The 15,779-nt window shown below is 35.2% G+C and carries 19 protein-coding genes; 12 read left to right on the forward strand and 7 right to left on the reverse strand.

Annotated features, from left to right (window positions below; translation table 11 throughout):
- The first annotated feature begins 37 nt into the window (after nt 1–37).
- From OO7_RS04590 to OO7_RS04640, 11 genes are all read left to right on the forward strand, one after another.
- Nucleotides 38–337: a hypothetical protein gene (locus tag OO7_RS04590; RefSeq protein ID WP_008914800.1), complete on the forward strand. Its 300-nt coding sequence runs from the start codon at nt 38–40 to the stop codon at nt 335–337.
- Between the two features lie 122 nt (nt 338–459).
- Nucleotides 460–744, forward strand: a complete 285-nt coding sequence (locus OO7_RS04595; RefSeq protein WP_008914801.1) for a hypothetical protein — start codon at nt 460–462, stop codon at nt 742–744.
- A gap of 104 nt (nt 745–848) precedes the next feature.
- Complete coding sequence (locus OO7_RS04600; protein ID WP_008914802.1) at nt 849–1,556, forward strand: EscR/YscR/HrcR family type III secretion system export apparatus protein; 708 nt, start codon at nt 849–851, stop codon at nt 1,554–1,556.
- Entirely contained in the window at nt 1,556–2,254 is a 699-nt protein-coding gene (locus tag OO7_RS04605; RefSeq protein WP_008914803.1) for a hypothetical protein, read from the forward strand. Before OO7_RS04600 ends, OO7_RS04605 begins: the two co-directional genes overlap by 1 nt.
- Nucleotides 2,245–2,502 (forward strand): hypothetical protein, encoded by a 258-nt coding sequence (locus OO7_RS04610; protein WP_008914804.1) that lies wholly within the window; start codon nt 2,245–2,247, stop codon nt 2,500–2,502. The genes OO7_RS04605 and OO7_RS04610 overlap by 10 nt, the downstream gene beginning before the upstream one ends.
- Nucleotides 2,492–3,982 (forward strand): type II secretion system protein GspD, encoded by a 1,491-nt coding sequence (locus tag OO7_RS04615; protein ID WP_008914805.1) that lies wholly within the window; start codon nt 2,492–2,494, stop codon nt 3,980–3,982. Before OO7_RS04610 ends, OO7_RS04615 begins: the two co-directional genes overlap by 11 nt.
- Nucleotides 3,982–5,244, forward strand: coding sequence for a type III secretion system ATPase VscN2 (vscN2, locus tag OO7_RS04620; RefSeq protein ID WP_008914806.1), 1,263 nt, complete (start codon nt 3,982–3,984; stop codon nt 5,242–5,244). The genes OO7_RS04615 and vscN2 overlap by 1 nt, the downstream gene beginning before the upstream one ends.
- Before the next feature lie 358 nt (nt 5,245–5,602).
- Nucleotides 5,603–5,818: a hypothetical protein gene (locus tag OO7_RS04625; protein ID WP_008914807.1), complete on the forward strand. Its 216-nt coding sequence runs from the start codon at nt 5,603–5,605 to the stop codon at nt 5,816–5,818.
- Nucleotides 5,791–6,195, forward strand: a complete 405-nt coding sequence (locus OO7_RS04630; RefSeq protein ID WP_156823129.1) for a hypothetical protein — start codon at nt 5,791–5,793, stop codon at nt 6,193–6,195. Before OO7_RS04625 ends, OO7_RS04630 begins: the two co-directional genes overlap by 28 nt.
- Nucleotides 6,182–6,415: a flagellar biosynthetic protein FliQ gene (locus OO7_RS04635; RefSeq protein WP_008914809.1), complete on the forward strand. Its 234-nt coding sequence runs from the start codon at nt 6,182–6,184 to the stop codon at nt 6,413–6,415. The genes OO7_RS04630 and OO7_RS04635 overlap by 14 nt, the downstream gene beginning before the upstream one ends.
- 19 nt (nt 6,416–6,434) lie before the next feature.
- The gene (locus tag OO7_RS04640) at nt 6,435–6,812 is read left to right on the forward strand and encodes a hypothetical protein (protein WP_008914810.1); all 378 of its coding nucleotides are present in this window, start codon (nt 6,435–6,437) and stop codon (nt 6,810–6,812) included.
- A gap of 496 nt (nt 6,813–7,308) precedes the next feature.
- Here OO7_RS04640 and OO7_RS04645 read toward each other — a convergent pair whose 3' ends face one another.
- Nucleotides 7,309–7,923 carry a LysE family translocator gene (locus tag OO7_RS04645; RefSeq protein WP_008914811.1) on the reverse strand — a complete coding sequence of 205 codons (615 nt, stop codon included), beginning with the start codon at nt 7,921–7,923 and terminating at the stop codon, nt 7,309–7,311.
- A 172-nt stretch (nt 7,924–8,095) separates the two neighbouring features.
- On the opposite strand from OO7_RS04645, the gene folA reads away from it, so the two are divergent.
- On the forward strand, nt 8,096–8,593 hold the full coding sequence (folA, locus tag OO7_RS04650) for a type 3 dihydrofolate reductase (protein WP_008914812.1): 498 nt from the start codon (nt 8,096–8,098) through the stop codon (nt 8,591–8,593).
- A 113-nt stretch (nt 8,594–8,706) separates the two neighbouring features.
- On the opposite strand, the gene apaH is transcribed toward folA, so the two are convergent.
- From apaH to lptD, 6 genes are all read right to left on the reverse strand, one after another.
- Nucleotides 8,707–9,534 (reverse strand): bis(5'-nucleosyl)-tetraphosphatase (symmetrical) ApaH, encoded by an 828-nt coding sequence (apaH, locus tag OO7_RS04655; protein WP_008914813.1) that lies wholly within the window; start codon nt 9,532–9,534, stop codon nt 8,707–8,709.
- 2 nt (nt 9,535–9,536) lie between these two features.
- Entirely contained in the window at nt 9,537–9,914 is a 378-nt protein-coding gene (gene apaG, locus OO7_RS04660; RefSeq protein WP_008914814.1) for a Co2+/Mg2+ efflux protein ApaG, read from the reverse strand.
- Between the two features lie 136 nt (nt 9,915–10,050).
- Entirely contained in the window at nt 10,051–10,860 is an 810-nt protein-coding gene (gene rsmA, locus OO7_RS04665; protein WP_008914815.1) for a 16S rRNA (adenine(1518)-N(6)/adenine(1519)-N(6))-dimethyltransferase RsmA, read from the reverse strand.
- On the reverse strand, nt 10,857–11,852 hold the full coding sequence (gene pdxA, locus OO7_RS04670) for a 4-hydroxythreonine-4-phosphate dehydrogenase PdxA (RefSeq protein ID WP_008914816.1): 996 nt from the start codon (nt 11,850–11,852) through the stop codon (nt 10,857–10,859). The genes rsmA and pdxA overlap by 4 nt, the downstream gene beginning before the upstream one ends.
- Nucleotides 11,833–13,152 carry a peptidylprolyl isomerase SurA gene (surA, locus tag OO7_RS04675; RefSeq protein ID WP_008914817.1) on the reverse strand — a complete coding sequence of 440 codons (1,320 nt, stop codon included), beginning with the start codon at nt 13,150–13,152 and terminating at the stop codon, nt 11,833–11,835. The genes pdxA and surA overlap by 20 nt, the downstream gene beginning before the upstream one ends.
- Before the next feature lie 197 nt (nt 13,153–13,349).
- A complete protein-coding gene (gene lptD, locus OO7_RS04680) occupies nt 13,350–15,710 on the reverse strand; it encodes an LPS assembly protein LptD (protein ID WP_008914818.1) in 2,361 nt (786 codons plus the stop codon).
- Nucleotides 15,711–15,779: the final 69 nt, after the last annotated feature.

A 15,779-nucleotide genomic window follows, 5' to 3' on the forward strand; every position in this document is an offset into this window, starting at 1 on the left:
ATAGAAAATATATTATGAGGAAAATATAAATATAGGAATGACACCTTTTAGCCCTAAAAATGGCGGTGGTGAAGAGCCTGGAGGCGGTGGGAATAATACAACAGGTTTAAAAACGACGGATGTCGAAAGCACATTCAAAGGTTATATTAACAAAGCAGATGATGCTGTAAATACTTTTCTGGCAGCAAATACGGAGGATGGCGTATTATCATTATCCTCTTCGGGATCATTAGAGTTACAATGTTTGATGGCAGACCAAAGTATTTCAGCGCAAACAGCAACCGCAACACTAAAATCAATTAAAGATAGTATCTCTGCGGCAGCACGTAATATCTAGTAATTAAGTCATTAAAAATAGAATTATAAATAAGCTTATCAAATTAGTAGTAAGAATTTATTTTTTTATTTTAAATTTATTATCGTATAACCCAATTATCTAAATTATTTTATGGAGTAAAAATGGACGTAGGCTTAAGATCTTCTGGTGGTGACCAACCCAATACTACTACTGGTTTAAAAACGACGGATGTCGAAAGTACATTCAAAGGTTATATTAACAAAGCAGATGATGCTGTAAATACTTTTCTGGCAGCAAATACGGAGGATGGCGTATTATCATTATCCTCTTCGGGATCATTAGAGTTACAACGTTTGATGGCAGACCAAAGTATTTCAGCGCAAACAGCAACCGCAACACTAAAATCAATTAAAGATAGTATCTCTGCGGCAGCACGTAATATCTAGTAATTGAAAGGTTAAGGCAGGAAATTCTTTATAATTATTATTAATGAATAAGTATTGACTGCCTTACTTTATATGAAATGTTATTTTATTAATAGAAAAAATCTATGTTAAGTTTATTAAGCCCAGACAATGCATATGTTGGTATCAATCTTGTTGTAATACTTTGCTTAGTTTTGTTAGCGGCTGTATTTTTTATTTGTTTTTCAGGATTTATTAAATATAGCATTGTCCTAAATATTTTAAAAAATGCAATGGGAACTCAACAAATTCCGCCAACTATCGTTGTTAATTTATTGGCAGGATTACTTGCTTTAAGCAGCATCTGGGTGTTTGTTTCTCCGGGGATAGAACGAATAAAACCTTATTTTTCTGATTCTAGTGAAAATTCAGAGTTAATAATTGATCCTATAGGTGGTATAGGTTTAGATAATATTAATGGTGAACAACCATCAGAGGTAACATTATATCAATTAATTTCAAATATTGACCAATATTTTCCAGAATTATTAAAAGAAGCAGAAAGAAAAACAGAAGAGTTAGAGAGTTTATTTACATTACCGATTGACTTAAAAGGTGATGCTAATATTTTCAAGCCATTTCTTGGTGCAATAATTTTAGATTTATATAAAGGTTTTGAGCTAGGAATAAAGCTTTATATGATCTTTGTTAGTATTGATTTTTTGATTGCCGTAATATTAAGTGGTGTTGGTATGAGTATGTTATCACCAACAGTGATTTCAACACCAATTAAGCTGGCTGTTTTTTATTTTTCTGATGGATGGACAATATTGTTTAATACGTTGGGTGTATAATGGAAGCGATTCTATACCCTAATTGGATTATATTTGCTGCATTCTTTTTATTCTTTAAAATATATAATCCTACACGATTGTTTTTAGATAAAACATCGATAACCTCAATATCTATATTCTTAGCTATTTTATTTGAATACCAAGGTCATCAACCTAATTCAGAAATTGTATGGATAGTAAGTGTTATTGGATATGCTTGTTTAGTCTCTGTGCCTTATTGGGTAGGCAGTATGTTAGGAAGCATACTTCAACAACTTTTACTTTTAAATGAACAATCCGTGCAAGATAAACGTTTTACCGAGGAGTCAGAAGCTTTAGCACGTATTAGTGGTCTGTTTTTTATTATGTATGCACTTGAAGATGGTACTTTATTTTTACCATTAATAAAGCTTATTAATGGTGAATTGATAGTCGGTGTGGAAAGTATCAATGCTAGTTATTTTAAACAGTTATATTTTATTATTTCAGAGTATATGAAAATGGCTGCATTAGTTTCTAGTAAATATATTATAGCTATTATCGCTATCTCTATTTGTGTGGCAATGGTAGATCTGTTTTTCAAAAAAGCATCACTATCATCTTTTGTATCTTCAAGTTTAAAAGCAATACTATTAATGATTTTATTAAACACTTGGTTTTTTAGTGACCAGTTTTATTTATTCCAGAAAATGACTGAGGGTGTACTATTATGGAAATAAAAGATATCTCTTTAAATGTGGAAACTCCGTTAACTAACGACGAGCCTAATTTTCATAAAATTTTATCAGAAATGAAAAATTCTAACTTAGAGAGTGAAGAAATCGAAAATAATGAAAATGATGATGATGAAAAACTAACGGAAGAAGAGATTGTCGATATTATCACAGAAGCAACAATAACAAATCAAACAATATCAATGTTAAAACGACATGAAGAAGCAATGAAGGAACTTTTAGATGACGAATAAGCTAAGTATATTTTTATTCTCTATATTATTTTTTATGTGGAGTATGATCGCGAATGCTCAAATTGTTTTAAAAAAAGATGATATGACTCTACAAGAAGCGCTTATTTCCATAGCTAAAGAAGAACAATTAAAATTAATTGATAAACTTGAAGATAAGTTAGCTAAACAAAATCTGAGTCAAGTATTAAGCGGAGATGCCATTGATATTTTAAATGAATTATCAGAGGTTTATGATTTTGAATGGCATATTTATGGCGGAATAATGAGTGTACAATCAGGCCAACCATTTATTAATTATACCTTTAGACCTAAGAATATTTTGCCAGGTTTATTATTAGCAGAATTAGAAGATGCGATTCAAAAAAGTGGTACGATTAAAATGCAACTTATTGAGCGCGGAAATTCATTAATTTTTTCAGGTCCACGTAGTTTTATTAATGATGCAATCTCATATTCCAATATGGTTGATAGTAATGAGTTTCTACAAAATGGCAATGATATTGAAATAACAAGGATTGAATTTAATTATCTTTCAGTTTCAGATAGACAAATAAATACATTTGATGGTACTGCCAATTTTCCTGGAGCGGCATCATTAATTTCTGGTGCACTATCCAATATGGGGCAGTTCGAAAATACTGCTGATACCGAAGTGATGGAAAAGGCTTATAAAGTTAAATTAAATGATAGCTCTAAACAAAAACTAGAAGAGGAAGAAAAGACATCAAAAGTTCAAATGTTGCCAGGAACAAATGCTTTATTAGTTAGTGGAACACCAAGTGAAATAGAGTTAGCGAAACGTATTGCAACAATGATTGATGTCAAAGGCCAGCAGCTAATGTTTTCATTGAAAGTTTATGATGTTGCTGTTGATCATACAGAAAGTTTTGGTGCAGATAGCTCGATGTTAAATAGTTCTGTTGGTCTGTATGATATTTTATCGAAACCTTTTTCTGCTACGACAGATTTTATTAAAAGTTTTCAGGCAATGTATCGTAATGGTACTGCAAAAAGTATTTATTCTACTAATTTATTAATATTAGAAAATCATCAAGGTAATTTTGGTAGGAAAGATACAGTAACCGTTAATTTAGTTTCCAGTAGAGAAATAGAAAGCTTAAAAATAGAAGCAGATAATAGCTTATATGTTACAGGAAGAATTCTTCCGGATGGTAGTGTACATGCGAAATTAGAATACGTTGAAGAACATTTTGATGATAATGACAACGATGATAATCATAGTAGTAATATAGTTCAGCCACCAAAAGTTACTTCTCAATCATTGTCATCAGAAGCTTATATAAAGCCACATCAGACAATTGTTTTAGGGGGCTTTGATAATACTGTAATTCAATCTTCTGAAACAGGGGTACCAGTTTTATCAAGTATTCCATTTATTGGTGAGGCATTTAAAAGTAGTACTGATACAAAATATAAATATAAACGTTATATTGCAGTCTCTTTTGAGGTTATTGATTAATGTTAGAGCGTTTTTATAAAGTAAAGGAATCTTATCAAGATTTGGTGGTATGCCATGTCGATATTGATACTTTTGTTGGCCAAGAATGTATGATCCATGCTGTTGGTGAAGAGCGTATTCGTGGCGAAATTATGAAAATTGAAGGGCATCGTGTTGAAATTAAATTATTACAACCCGGTACTATTCAGCGTAATGCTAAAGTTGAAATTACACCTCGTCGTTTCTGTTTTCCAATGAATGAAGAGGCTTTAATAGGCAAAGTTATTAACTGTTACGGTGAAAGCCTTTATGGCGATCACTATATTGTGGATACGTTAGAATATACTGATTTGCCAATTTGTATTGAACCTATACCTTTAAAAGAGCGTGCACCAATTGAGGATGTATTTCCGACTAAATTAAAAATTATTGATGGGCTTTTTACTATTGGTGAAGGGCAACGTATTGGTTTATTTGCTCCAGCAGGCGCGGGAAAAACAACAACAGTTTCTATTATGGCGAATGCTATGGATGCAGATGTTGTTATTTTTGCCATGATTGGAGAGCGTGCTCGTGAAGTTGTTGAGTTTTTAGAAGGTGAAATTGGTCCGGAAGTTATTCAAAAGGCAATTACAATCGTATCAACATCTGAGGCTAATCCGCTTGAGAAAGTTCGTTCAGGATTAGTCTCTGTTTCTATCGCTCGTTATTTTATGGAACAGGGTAAAAAAGTTGTTCTCTATTTTGATTCATTAACACGATTTGGGCGAGCGCAAGCGATGTTAGATGGCACACCGATTCAAGGCGGTATTCCAATTGGCGTTTCATTAGCTTTATCGCGGTTAGTTGAGAGCTGTGGTAATTCTGTTCGGGGTTCTGTGACAGGTATTTTTACCGTTCTAATTGAAACTGATATTGATAGTGACCCAATTGCCCATGAAGTAAAATCATTGATAGATGGTCATTTAGTTTATTCAACAATGATTGCATCAACAGGCCGATATCCTGCAATTGATGTATTAAAAAGCAAGAGCCGATTACAGAATAAAATTCAAGAAAAACGCTATGTTCAAATGTCAGAAAAAATTAAAGATATGGTATATCGCTATTTTGATGTTGAGCTATTAATTCGAGTTGGTGAGTATGAAAAAGGGAATGATTTGCTTACGGATAAAGCAATTGAACTTTATCCAAAAATTATGGAATTTTTAAAGCAAGGTTTTGATGGGGTAGAGTATGAAGAAACCCTCGAAAATATGGAAAGAATTTTGTCAGATTATTAGTATTGTTGATATTGGTATTGGGAAGCAACAACGTAAATTAATTAGATTAAATAAGCAAAAAAAAGTTTAGTTAATGATTTAATAGAATTTTCAGATGAAATAGAGAATCAACAGAATATATTAATAAACTTATCTGTAAATAAAGAGCCTGATGCAATAAAGCTATATTTTAAACGAAGAGATAATTTAAAGTCAGCGATTGACTCATTACTCTTTGATGCATCATTGGTACAACGAGAGCTGAGTGATTTAATTGTTGAAATAAAAGAAACGGAAGCAGAGAAATTACGACTAGAAAAAAGAAAAGATATTTTAAATGAACTAAAAAAAGAAATTATTTAAAGGAACATAATGTGAAATGAAAATTGAAATTGTGAGTATAAATGATTCAGTAAATGAAAATTCGTCAGAAAGCGATTTCAAAAAAGTATTAAATAGTGTTAAACATAAAGGTAAATCAAAAAAAAGCTTTAAGGTTAGAACAGTAAAAAATGCAATTAGACAAAAAGATAATAAGAGGAAAAAAAAGGAGGAAATAGCGTTAATATGGGGGATATCTTCTTTACTGAAATAGAAAGAAGAAGGAGTCGTAGCGATATTAGTTTGATAATGCCAGTAGAGATTGAAAAGATAAAATCAAAATTAAAAACTAAATTAGCTATAGATGATATTAATCCTCAGGATATTAGTATTTATACTAATTATGTAAATACCATTGATAATACTAATGACACAGCTATTTCCACAATAAAAGAAAAGATTAATAAGAAAGATACATTGATGATTCAAACTGAGATGATCAATCAATCTAATATGTTAATGAGTAAAGAATATATTACAGTTAAAGCAATGCGCCACTATCAAGTTTATTATAAGGGTAAGCGTTATTACTTTAATATTGATAAGCAAGGTATTCTTAGTGAAAAAGAGGATGCAAATGACTGCTCTTGATGTAACTGCACTATGTTTGAATATTTTGCAGGAAGGTATTTTTATTTTTTCAATTTCATTTGTTTTAACTGGTATTGTTGTTGGTTTATTACAGACTGTTTTTAGTGTTCAAGACCCCGGTTTACCATTGGTAGCAAAATTAGTTGTATTATTTATTTTGTTAACTCATTCTGGTAAAGATATTTATGAGCAATTTCAATCATTATTTAAAGTGTTATAATTAATTAAGTGGAGATAAAATGAAAAACTTTAGAAAAATAATTTCTAAAACTTTAATCGATGAATTAGGCCTTGATGCTGTTATGTTATCAAGATTAGATGGTGATAAGCCCATCTGTATTGAATTACGTGACGGCGCTGAAATCTATATTACTTCTGAAGATAATGATTTCCTTATGGTTTTTATTGAGGTAACAATTAAGGATGTCAGGAAAATAAGAATGCAGTCATCTAAGGTTATTGATTTATTTATTGAGGATGAAGATTTAATGATGAATATCAAAAAAGATAAATTTATAGCTCTATGTTATATTGATAAAAAAATTAAAAATATTGAAAGTAAGCTATTGGATAAATTGGTATCCTTAAATACATTTTCAGATATTATTAATAATTAGTTTTCTAGATTAATAACTAATAGTAAAAAGGAGGGGGATTGTTTAGTCCACGTATTTCATCACAAGAAATAATTATTTAAAATTTAGCTTACAAAGTTTTAAAAAATGATAGAGTAAAAACAAAATATTTAAAAAATGCGATTTTAAAACTAAAGAAAAAGTCAAATAATCATTGTGAAAAACAGCAATATAAAAGAATTTTAGTTAATTTGGCTTATGTTAGAGGTAAGTTAATAGATAAAAAATCTGCGGCACTTAATATTAAAATTGAGTATATTGATGAGATATTAAGTTTGGTATCACCTTCGATGGGGAAAGATGCTAATAGTAAAAATACAATACCGTTTCATGATTTTTTCTCTAAAATTGAGTCTAAATTAGATTCTTCTCGGAAGTTTACATATCGGATTTAAATAATAAAGGGAGAGTAAAATGGTTATTTTTACTCTCCCTTTATTCTGATTTTTTACTATTATAAAATATAATTTATGACTGCCTAACCCAGAGCGACGCGGATACCAAAAGCGATTAATACGACGCCAAGGACTTTATCAATATATTTTTGTATTTTAGAAAGCACTTTTCTAACAGGTGCGCTTTGGATTAAGCAGACAAGTAGTGGCCAATAAATAGCAGCAAGTCCCCAAATAATGAAAGCAACCCATAATTTCTCGCCAATAGTAGATTTAACATCAAGCACTTGGGTAAATACGGCTAGGAAAAATAGGGTAGCTTTTGGGTTTAATATGTTACAGAGAAAGCCTTCCATAAAAGCTTTTTTAAATGTGATTATCTCATGTTTGGTATTATTAAAATCAACTTGATGGCTTTTATGTGGCATCAAACTTTTGATCCCTATCCAGATTAAGTAGATAGCACCCAAATATTTTAATATATCGAATAACCAAGGCGTTGTTGTGATAAGTACAGCTATCCCTGCGACACAGTAAGTCATGTGCAGTGCAACAGCCATGATAATTCCAAAAGCTGTCATTAAGGCCGCAGAGCGCTGGTAGCGCATTGCATTTTTTATAATCAGGAAGAAATCAGGTCCAGGAGAAATCATTCCTAATATTGCTATTATTGCTATAAATATCGACGTTTCGTACATTGGTTATCTCTATATTGCAGATTCGTTTTTTAATATAAGTTTTAGTCGAATAAATCACAGTTTGAGTATAAGTTAATTATAACTTTTTCAGAAAGATTAAATTTAGTCGACGAAACATTTCTCTTTACGTATAGTTAGAACAATTTTTATATTTAGCCTATAAGGTGACTAGATGAATATTAGTTTAATCGCAGCGATGGCGATTGATCAGGTGATCGGCATGGAAAAAGCGATGCCTTGGCATTTACCTGGCGATCTTGCATGGTTTAAACGCAATACACTCAATAAAGCAGTAATTATGGGGCGAATAACTTATGAATCAATCGGTCATCCGCTACCACAAAGAGTTAATATTGTCTTAAGTAGTAAGCCAGGTACAGATAATAATGTTATTTGGGTTTCTTCAATTGAAGAAGCTTTAGCAGCGGCAAAAGAAGCGACAGTTGATAATGATGAAGTTATTATCATGGGTGGTGGAAAGGTATATCAACAATTCTTACCTTTGGCTAATAAGCTGTATTTAACGCATGTTGATGCAGAAATTATCGGCGATACTCATTTTCCGGTTTATGAGCCTGATGAATGGGATTCAGTATTTACTGAATATCATGAAGAAGATGAAAATAATTCGCACAGTTATTGCTTTGAAATTTTAAATAAAAGAATTTAATTTAAATAAAGAACGGAGCTAAAATGCTCCGTTTTATTTTTAAATTTGCTTATTTTATATAAATATTTATTAATAAAATTAATGTTTTTGTATTGTTGAAGATTAATAATATATTAATCTTTATTACGTTTTAATTGTGATTTTTGGCGATAATACTGTTTTTCTTCCCAATGAAATAATGTTAAGTTTCCTCCCCAGCAACAACCCGTATCTAAACCATATACATTTTCTGGCGTATGTTTACCCTCTAGTGAAGCCCAATGGCCAAAGAATATTGAATATTCTTGGGGTAATTTTGTCAGTAAAGAAAACCACGGTTTTAGTGGGGAAGGTGCCTTTGATGGGCTTTCTTTGCAAAGCATGTCTAATTGCCCATGGGGAAAGCAGTAGCGCATCCGCGTTAATGCATTGGTGCTAAAACGCAATCGAGGTAATCCCATTAAACTTTCAGACCAGTTGTTAGGCATATCGCCATACATTGCATCAATGAATAGTGGGTAAGCATCACTCGATAGAACTGATTCAACTTCTCGCGCGCACATACGGGCAGTATCAAGATCCCATTGTGGGGTAATACCTGCATGCGCCATGATAATTTTCTTATCTTCATCAACTTGAAGTAGTGGTTGTTTACGCAGCCAGTTAATTAGCTCATCTGCATCTGGCGCATTAAGTAATTCATCAAGATGATCTTTAGGCTTATTACGGCTGATTTTGCAATAGATGCCTAGAAGATGCAGGTCATGATTACCTAAAACTATTTTTGCTGCTGAGCCAAGGCTTTTTACATAACGAAGCACTTGAAGTGAATCAGGGCCTCGGGCAACTAGGTCGCCCGTAAGCCAAAGAGTATCTTTTTGAGGATCAAAATTAACTTGTTCTAGTAATGCTCGTAGTTCGTGATAACAGCCATGAACATCACCAATTAGGTATGTAGACATAATTAATTAATCAAAGTTGGTATAGCAAGGCGAAATGCTGGGATATCAACATGAAAACTATCCCCCAAATCACTCAACATGACATAATAGCCTTCCATTGTGCCCATTGGCGTTTCAAGTATTGCGCCACTGGTATAACGGTAAGTTTTTCCGGGTAAAATAACGGGTTGTTCACCAACAACACCTTCACCTTGGACTTCTGTTTTATGGCCATCACTATTCGTAATAAGCCAATAACGGCTTATTAATTGAATTGGGGTACGACCAACATTACGGATTGATATGGTGTAAGCAAAAACGTATCTACCGATTTCGGGTTGAGATTGGCTTTCTATATAGACACTCTGAACTTGGATGCTTGTATTGGGTTCATTAAGCATAGTGCCTCCTTTTTAGTTGGCTCATACTCATCATCCTTTAAATTGCATGAAGCTATGGTTGCGACCTAATGTAGGTTAAAACTTTAACTAAGATAACGCTATAGGTCGCTTATATGCAACTTAAAGTGTTCGATATTTATTCAGATAAGTTGGATAGATAGTTCGCCATCTTACAATAAGCATCAACCGAGATATTTTCAGCGCGTGTTCCGGGATCAATACCAAGCTCTACCAATTGTTCAACACTGAATAAATCACCGAGGCTATTACGGATAGTTTTACGGCGTTGGTTAAAGGCTTGAGTTGTAATACGGCTTAAGATTTTAATATCTTTCAGCGGGTATGGATTTTCTTTATGGGGGATCAAGCGGACAACGGCTGAATCAACTTTTGGCGGTGGAGCAAAAGCTGTTGGTGGAACTTCTAGCACAGGTACAACTTGGCAATAATATTGTGCCATGACAGTTAAGCGACCATAAGCTTTACTTCCTGGGCCTGCGACTAAACGGTTGACGACTTCTTTTTGCAACATGAAGTTCATATCAGCAATGGAATTCGTAAAGGTGAACAAGTGAAACATCAGCGGCGTAGAAATATTATAAGGTAAATTGCCAAATACACGTAAAGGCTGACCTGCTTGTTCTGCTAATTTGCTAAAATCCACAGTCATGGCATCTTGCTGAATGATAGTGAGTTTATCTTTTAGCTGTGGATGAACGTGCAAGCGTGCGGCAAGATCGCGGTCAAGTTCAATAACCGTCATTTTATCCATTCTGCTGCCGACAGGCTCTGTCAGTGCGCCAAGCCCTGGGCCAATCTCTACAATGGCTTGACCTGGCTGTGGGTGCATTGCATCAACAATGCTATCAATAATAAATTGGTCAGTTAAAAAGTTCTGCCCGAAACGTTTACGGGCAAGATGCCCTTGATGAACTCGATTATTCATGAATTTTTATATGTCATTTGGATAGCTAATTTTAATGCGGTAATAAAACTACCCGCATCAGCATGACCCGTTCCTGCTAGATCTAGCGCAGTGCCATGATCAACAGATGTACGGATGAAAGGTAGGCCAAGCGTAATGTTTACAGCTCTACCGAAACCTTGGTATTTTAATACAGGCAGGCCTTGATCATGGTACATGGCAAGCACTGCATCTGCATTATCTAGATATTTAGGTTGAAATAAAGTATCGGCAGGTAACGGACCAATCAAATTTATACCCTGTGCTCTTAGTTTATTAAGTGCAGGTATCATTGTTTCTATTTCTTCCATTCCCATATGCCCGCCTTCGCCAGCATGAGGGTTTAGTCCACAAACATAAATATTCGGTACTTCAATACCAAATTTAGTTTGTAAGTCATGATGTAAAATCGTAATCACTTCCTGCAAACTTTGCTGAGTAATTACCGAGGAAACATCTTTTAAAGGCAGATGAGTGGTCGCTAAAGCGACTCGCAGCTCTTCTGTCGCCAGCATCATAACAACACGGTTACAAAGGCTTCTATCTGCAAAAAACTCGGTATGCCCACTAAAGGGAATTCCTGCATCATTGATAACACCTTTATGTACAGGCCCTGTAACGATTGCGGAAAACTCACCGTTTAAGCATCCATCACAAGCTCTGGCTAGCGTATTAATAACATATTGACCATTAGCAACGTTTAATTGCCCAGCTTCAGCAGGTGCATTTAATGGGATAGGCAGGATGGATAAACTTCCCGGCTCTTGCCCATCATGGTGGCTATTTGGTGTATAGTCTTTGAGCGTCAAAGGTAGGTTGAGCTGCTTTGCTCGTAAGCGAAGTAATTCGGGATCTGCACAGGCAACAAGCTCAACAGGCCAAAAATCTTGAGCAAGTTGGATCAGTAAATCTGGACCTACCCCGGCAGGTTCGCCGGGGGTGATCACAATGGGTCTATTGAGATTTTTCGACATTAGATGAATTGTCTCGTTCGTCGACGATATTAACATAAGCTTCAGCACGCTGTTCTTGTTGCCAACTTTGGGCTTCTTCATTGAATTTACGGTTGAACAGCAAGCGATAAGCTTGATCTTTTTGCGCCGCATCTGTTTTATCAACATTGCGGGTATCTTCTAATTGAATTAAGTGCCAGCCAAAGTTAGAAGGAACAGGTTGGCTCATTTCACCTTTGTTCAGTTTCATCAAAGCATCACGGAAAGCTGGGTCATAAACATCCGGCATATTCCAGCCTAATTCACCACCTTTTAATGCACTTCCCGGATCTTCAGAAAATTCTTTAGCTGCATCTTCAAAGGTCATTTTGCCGCTACGAATATCTTGAGAGATTTGATTTAGCTTTTGACGAGCTTGTTGATCATCCATAATTGGCGAGGATTTTAGCAAGATATGGCGTGCTTTTACCTCAGTGACAGAGATGGTTTTATTTGCCGTGTCAATATCATTAACTTTTAGAATATGATAGCCAACACCTGAACGAATTGGCCCAACAATATCCTCTTTTTTGGCATTTTTAATTTGTTCAGCGAAAACAACGGGTAGCTCTTGTAAACGGGACCAACCCATATTACCGCCTTTCAATGCTTGTGGATCAGCTGAATAAGCAATGGCTAGTTTACCGAAGTTAGTTCCTTTTTGCAGCTCATCCATAATTTTAGCAACAATAGCATCAGCTTGATGCAGTTGCTCTTGAGTTGGATTCTCTGGTAATGGGATCAAAATATGGCTTAAATTAACATTTGCCTCATAGTCAGCTTGGCTGCTGATTTGCTTGGCTAGTGATTCAACTTCTTGCGGTAAAATGGTTATACGACGTCTAACTTCATTATTACGCACTTCAGCAAGTAGCATCTCCTTACGGATTTCACCACGGTATTTTGCCATATCAATGCCATCAGCTGTTAGGCGAGATTGCATTTGCTGTAATGTTAAGCCATTTTGACGGGCAATATCAGTAATGGTCGCATTAACCGCCTCTTCTGGAATACTAATTTGCATCTGGCTTGCCATTTGCAGCATGATGTTATCAGTAATTAAACGCTCAAGGATCTGATGGCGAAGTGTTTGGTCATCAGGAACTTGCTGGCCTGCATTGCGAGCGTTCATTTTTACTGTATTCAGCATGTTCTGGACGTCACTTTCCAGTACGACTCCGTTATTCACGATAGCAGCAACTTTATCTATTTGCTGTGGCGCAGCTAATGCTGTCGAGCTTGCGAACATCAGTCCTAAAATAAGCGTTTTCCAATTCTTCATAACGATCCTATCAATTGATTTAAATCCTGCTAAGCAGGTTAATCGTGTTTATAATCATCTGATTCAGTAGTAACGTAAAATTACTCAGCACTTTACATACTGGATCATCTGCTTTATCAATGTATTTAATGAGCTTTATCTCATTGATATTACTAGCTGTTCAATAATAGATAATACTCATCATTTGTCTTTAATTATCAGAAAGCGCGTTGATAAGGAATGATACCTCTATTCAGCATTTCCTGACTACCTAAACTATGATTGTTATTTAGGCCTCTAAGTTCCACATTGAATGACCATTTATTATCATATTCGCTGCTAAACTTATCTGTTTGCCAGCCCACAATCTTACGCTCATAACCGACGTTAAATGCCCAGCAACAGGTATTATACTGTAATCCCAGTAATTGGCTGGCAGATTGTTGTTGTTTTGTATCGTAATAATAAGAGCCAACAAAGCCCCAGCGCTCATTTAATGGCCAACTGAGTACAGCACCAACTTGTGATATTCCACGTTGATATTCAGGCAATGTATAGGTTTGATCATTGGTATCATTTCGTTGGAAAGTGGCTTGAATATAATCACGATCCACAAAACGGTAGTTCAACTGTAGCAAACGATCAGAATCAATGCGATATTCCGTGATCGCATTTCCCATGGTGACATTACCTAGACGTTTATCATACTGTAATCCACCACGGATCCCCCACTTATCATTGATGCGCCAATATGAATCTGTTGCCCACAATAGTGAACCAGTATTACTTTTATCATCAATTTGAAGGGTGGAGTTACCAGAACGAGGACGTTCTAAGTAGTAGATTTGTCCAACAGAAAAATTAAAACGCTCATTGAGCATTTCATCATAAATACGCGTTGTTACACCGGTTGTGACTTGGTTTGCAGATGCAATTCGGTCAAGTCCACTATAAATGCGATCACGGAATAATCCATCATAGTTAGATTGTAGCAATGCTGAGTCATAGTTATTGATATTGTCTTGATCTTTATACGGAATATATAAATATTTAACTCGCGGTTCTAAAGTTTGGACATAATCACTACCTTCAAAAAGATTTCGCTCGAAAACAACTTTTGCATCACTGCTAATCATTGGAAGAACCCGAGTAACATTCTTCTCTAAGGTAGCATTTTGATTTGTATTCGGAATATCTTGGTCATAATGTGTTGCGAGCAATTTGAAACTGTTGTTCATATTTGCCCAGCCATTAGATAAAGGTAGACTGACTTCAGGCTCTATATGTAAGCGTGTTGCATCAGGATTATTCTTTCCTACACTGGTAAAGCGTGCAGCTTGCGCATAAGTATGTAAGTCGAATGAACCCAAGTTATTTTTGTAGTAATTAAAATCTAGTTGAGGTTCCGCTTTATAGGCACGCTTATTTGGTGAATCGACAAAAATTTGGAATTGTTTATGTGAAAGCTTGGCATTCCAATTCTCAGCTGCATAGCTTGTACTAAATTTTTGAGTTGCATAGCCGTCCGTTGTATTACCGTATTGGGAACTAAAATCAGTAAAATATTGGGGATCACTGACTTTGGTATAATCAGCATCGATGCTCCAATTTTGTGTCAAAGCCCCTGAATGGCGCCAGTAAAATAGCCAGCGGTCATCACTATCTCGAGCATCACGCTTATTACTTTTTTTATCTTTAATGTAAGCCCGATCGTGATTAATAAAATCGAAAGCAACCGTACCAGTCCCTGGTGTTGTTAAATAACGGAATTCATTATTTAATTTTACGCCACGGTGGGTCATAAATTGTGGTGTAATGGTTGCATCATAGTTAGGTGCAATATTCCAATAATAGGGCAAAGAGAACTCTAAACCATCATTGGTTGAGTAGCTACCTGTTGGAATTAAAAGACCTGATCGGCGTTTATCCCCAATCGGTAGTTGCATGTATGGGCTATAGAAAACAGGCACTTTTCCAAGACGGAAGTGCGCATGCCAAATTTCAGCAACTTGTTCTTCTCTGTCAATGATGACTTCAGAACCAGAAACACTCCAACTATCATTTCCTGGGAGACAAGTGGTAAAAGTCCCGTTTTCCATAATGGAATAACGGTTTTCGTCACGCATCTTCATTTTTTTGGCATCACCGCGCCCTTGACGACCAACCATCATATAGTTGCCATCATTAACGTCAGTATCTTGGGTGTTTAAATTAGACCAAGCTGATGGACCTTTTAGAATAATTCGTGGGTCGTCATAGTGGACATTGCCCGTCGCAGTCACTTCACGTACAGGATTTACCTCACCTGATTGTGTTAGTTTAACGTTATCAGCCGTTAAAGTCTGATTACCTTGCTGAATATCGACATCTCCACTGTATTCAACGAAGTTTGGGTATTCACCTTGTATATTTTCAGCACTAATATAAATAGGTAAGTCTTTTGGTTCTCCCTGAACAAGTGGTTTATCATATACAGGGACGCCCAGCATACATTGTGCTGCTAAGTCAGCATGTGCTTGCTGACTATAAATTGCTGCCCAAATCATGGTAGCAAGTAGTGTTGGATAACTTTTATTCATCATTAAATATGCGGTTCCGTCGTAATTGGCATAGCCGGCAAACGCTCAAAGACTAACTTAGCAAACCAC

Origin of the sequence: Providencia sneebia DSM 19967 (genome assembly GCF_000314895.2) — a bacterium.
Lineage (GTDB): Bacteria > Pseudomonadota > Gammaproteobacteria > Enterobacterales > Enterobacteriaceae > Providencia > Providencia sneebia.

What these genes read in the sequence shown, in the direction of transcription:
- folA (WP_008914812.1), top strand. Translation starts at nt 8,096, where the DNA reads ATGAATATTAGTTTAATCGCAGCGATGGCGATTGATCAGGTGATCGGC.
- OO7_RS04630 (WP_156823129.1), top strand. Translation starts at nt 5,791, where the DNA reads ATGGGGGATATCTTCTTTACTGAAATAGAAAGAAGAAGGAGTCGTAGC.
- OO7_RS04605 (WP_008914803.1), top strand. Translation starts at nt 1,556, where the DNA reads ATGGAAGCGATTCTATACCCTAATTGGATTATATTTGCTGCATTCTTT.
- OO7_RS04590 (WP_008914800.1), top strand. Translation starts at nt 38, where the DNA reads ATGACACCTTTTAGCCCTAAAAATGGCGGTGGTGAAGAGCCTGGAGGC.
- apaH (WP_008914813.1), bottom strand. Translation starts at nt 9,534, where the DNA reads ATGTCTACATACCTAATTGGTGATGTTCATGGCTGTTATCACGAACTA.
- OO7_RS04635 (WP_008914809.1), top strand. Translation starts at nt 6,182, where the DNA reads ATGACTGCTCTTGATGTAACTGCACTATGTTTGAATATTTTGCAGGAA.
- OO7_RS04645 (WP_008914811.1), bottom strand. Translation starts at nt 7,923, where the DNA reads ATGTACGAAACGTCGATATTTATAGCAATAATAGCAATATTAGGAATG.
- apaG (WP_008914814.1), bottom strand. Translation starts at nt 9,914, where the DNA reads ATGCTTAATGAACCCAATACAAGCATCCAAGTTCAGAGTGTCTATATA.
- OO7_RS04595 (WP_008914801.1), top strand. Translation starts at nt 460, where the DNA reads ATGGACGTAGGCTTAAGATCTTCTGGTGGTGACCAACCCAATACTACT.
- lptD (WP_008914818.1), bottom strand. Translation starts at nt 15,710, where the DNA reads ATGAATAAAAGTTATCCAACACTACTTGCTACCATGATTTGGGCAGCA.
- OO7_RS04625 (WP_008914807.1), top strand. Translation starts at nt 5,603, where the DNA reads ATGAAAATTGAAATTGTGAGTATAAATGATTCAGTAAATGAAAATTCG.
- OO7_RS04610 (WP_008914804.1), top strand. Translation starts at nt 2,245, where the DNA reads ATGGAAATAAAAGATATCTCTTTAAATGTGGAAACTCCGTTAACTAAC.
- rsmA (WP_008914815.1), bottom strand. Translation starts at nt 10,860, where the DNA reads ATGAATAATCGAGTTCATCAAGGGCATCTTGCCCGTAAACGTTTCGGG.
- OO7_RS04600 (WP_008914802.1), top strand. Translation starts at nt 849, where the DNA reads ATGTTAAGTTTATTAAGCCCAGACAATGCATATGTTGGTATCAATCTT.
- surA (WP_008914817.1), bottom strand. Translation starts at nt 13,152, where the DNA reads ATGAAGAATTGGAAAACGCTTATTTTAGGACTGATGTTCGCAAGCTCG.
- OO7_RS04640 (WP_008914810.1), top strand. Translation starts at nt 6,435, where the DNA reads ATGAAAAACTTTAGAAAAATAATTTCTAAAACTTTAATCGATGAATTA.
- pdxA (WP_008914816.1), bottom strand. Translation starts at nt 11,852, where the DNA reads ATGTCGAAAAATCTCAATAGACCCATTGTGATCACCCCCGGCGAACCT.
- vscN2 (WP_008914806.1), top strand. Translation starts at nt 3,982, where the DNA reads ATGTTAGAGCGTTTTTATAAAGTAAAGGAATCTTATCAAGATTTGGTG.
- OO7_RS04615 (WP_008914805.1), top strand. Translation starts at nt 2,492, where the DNA reads ATGACGAATAAGCTAAGTATATTTTTATTCTCTATATTATTTTTTATG.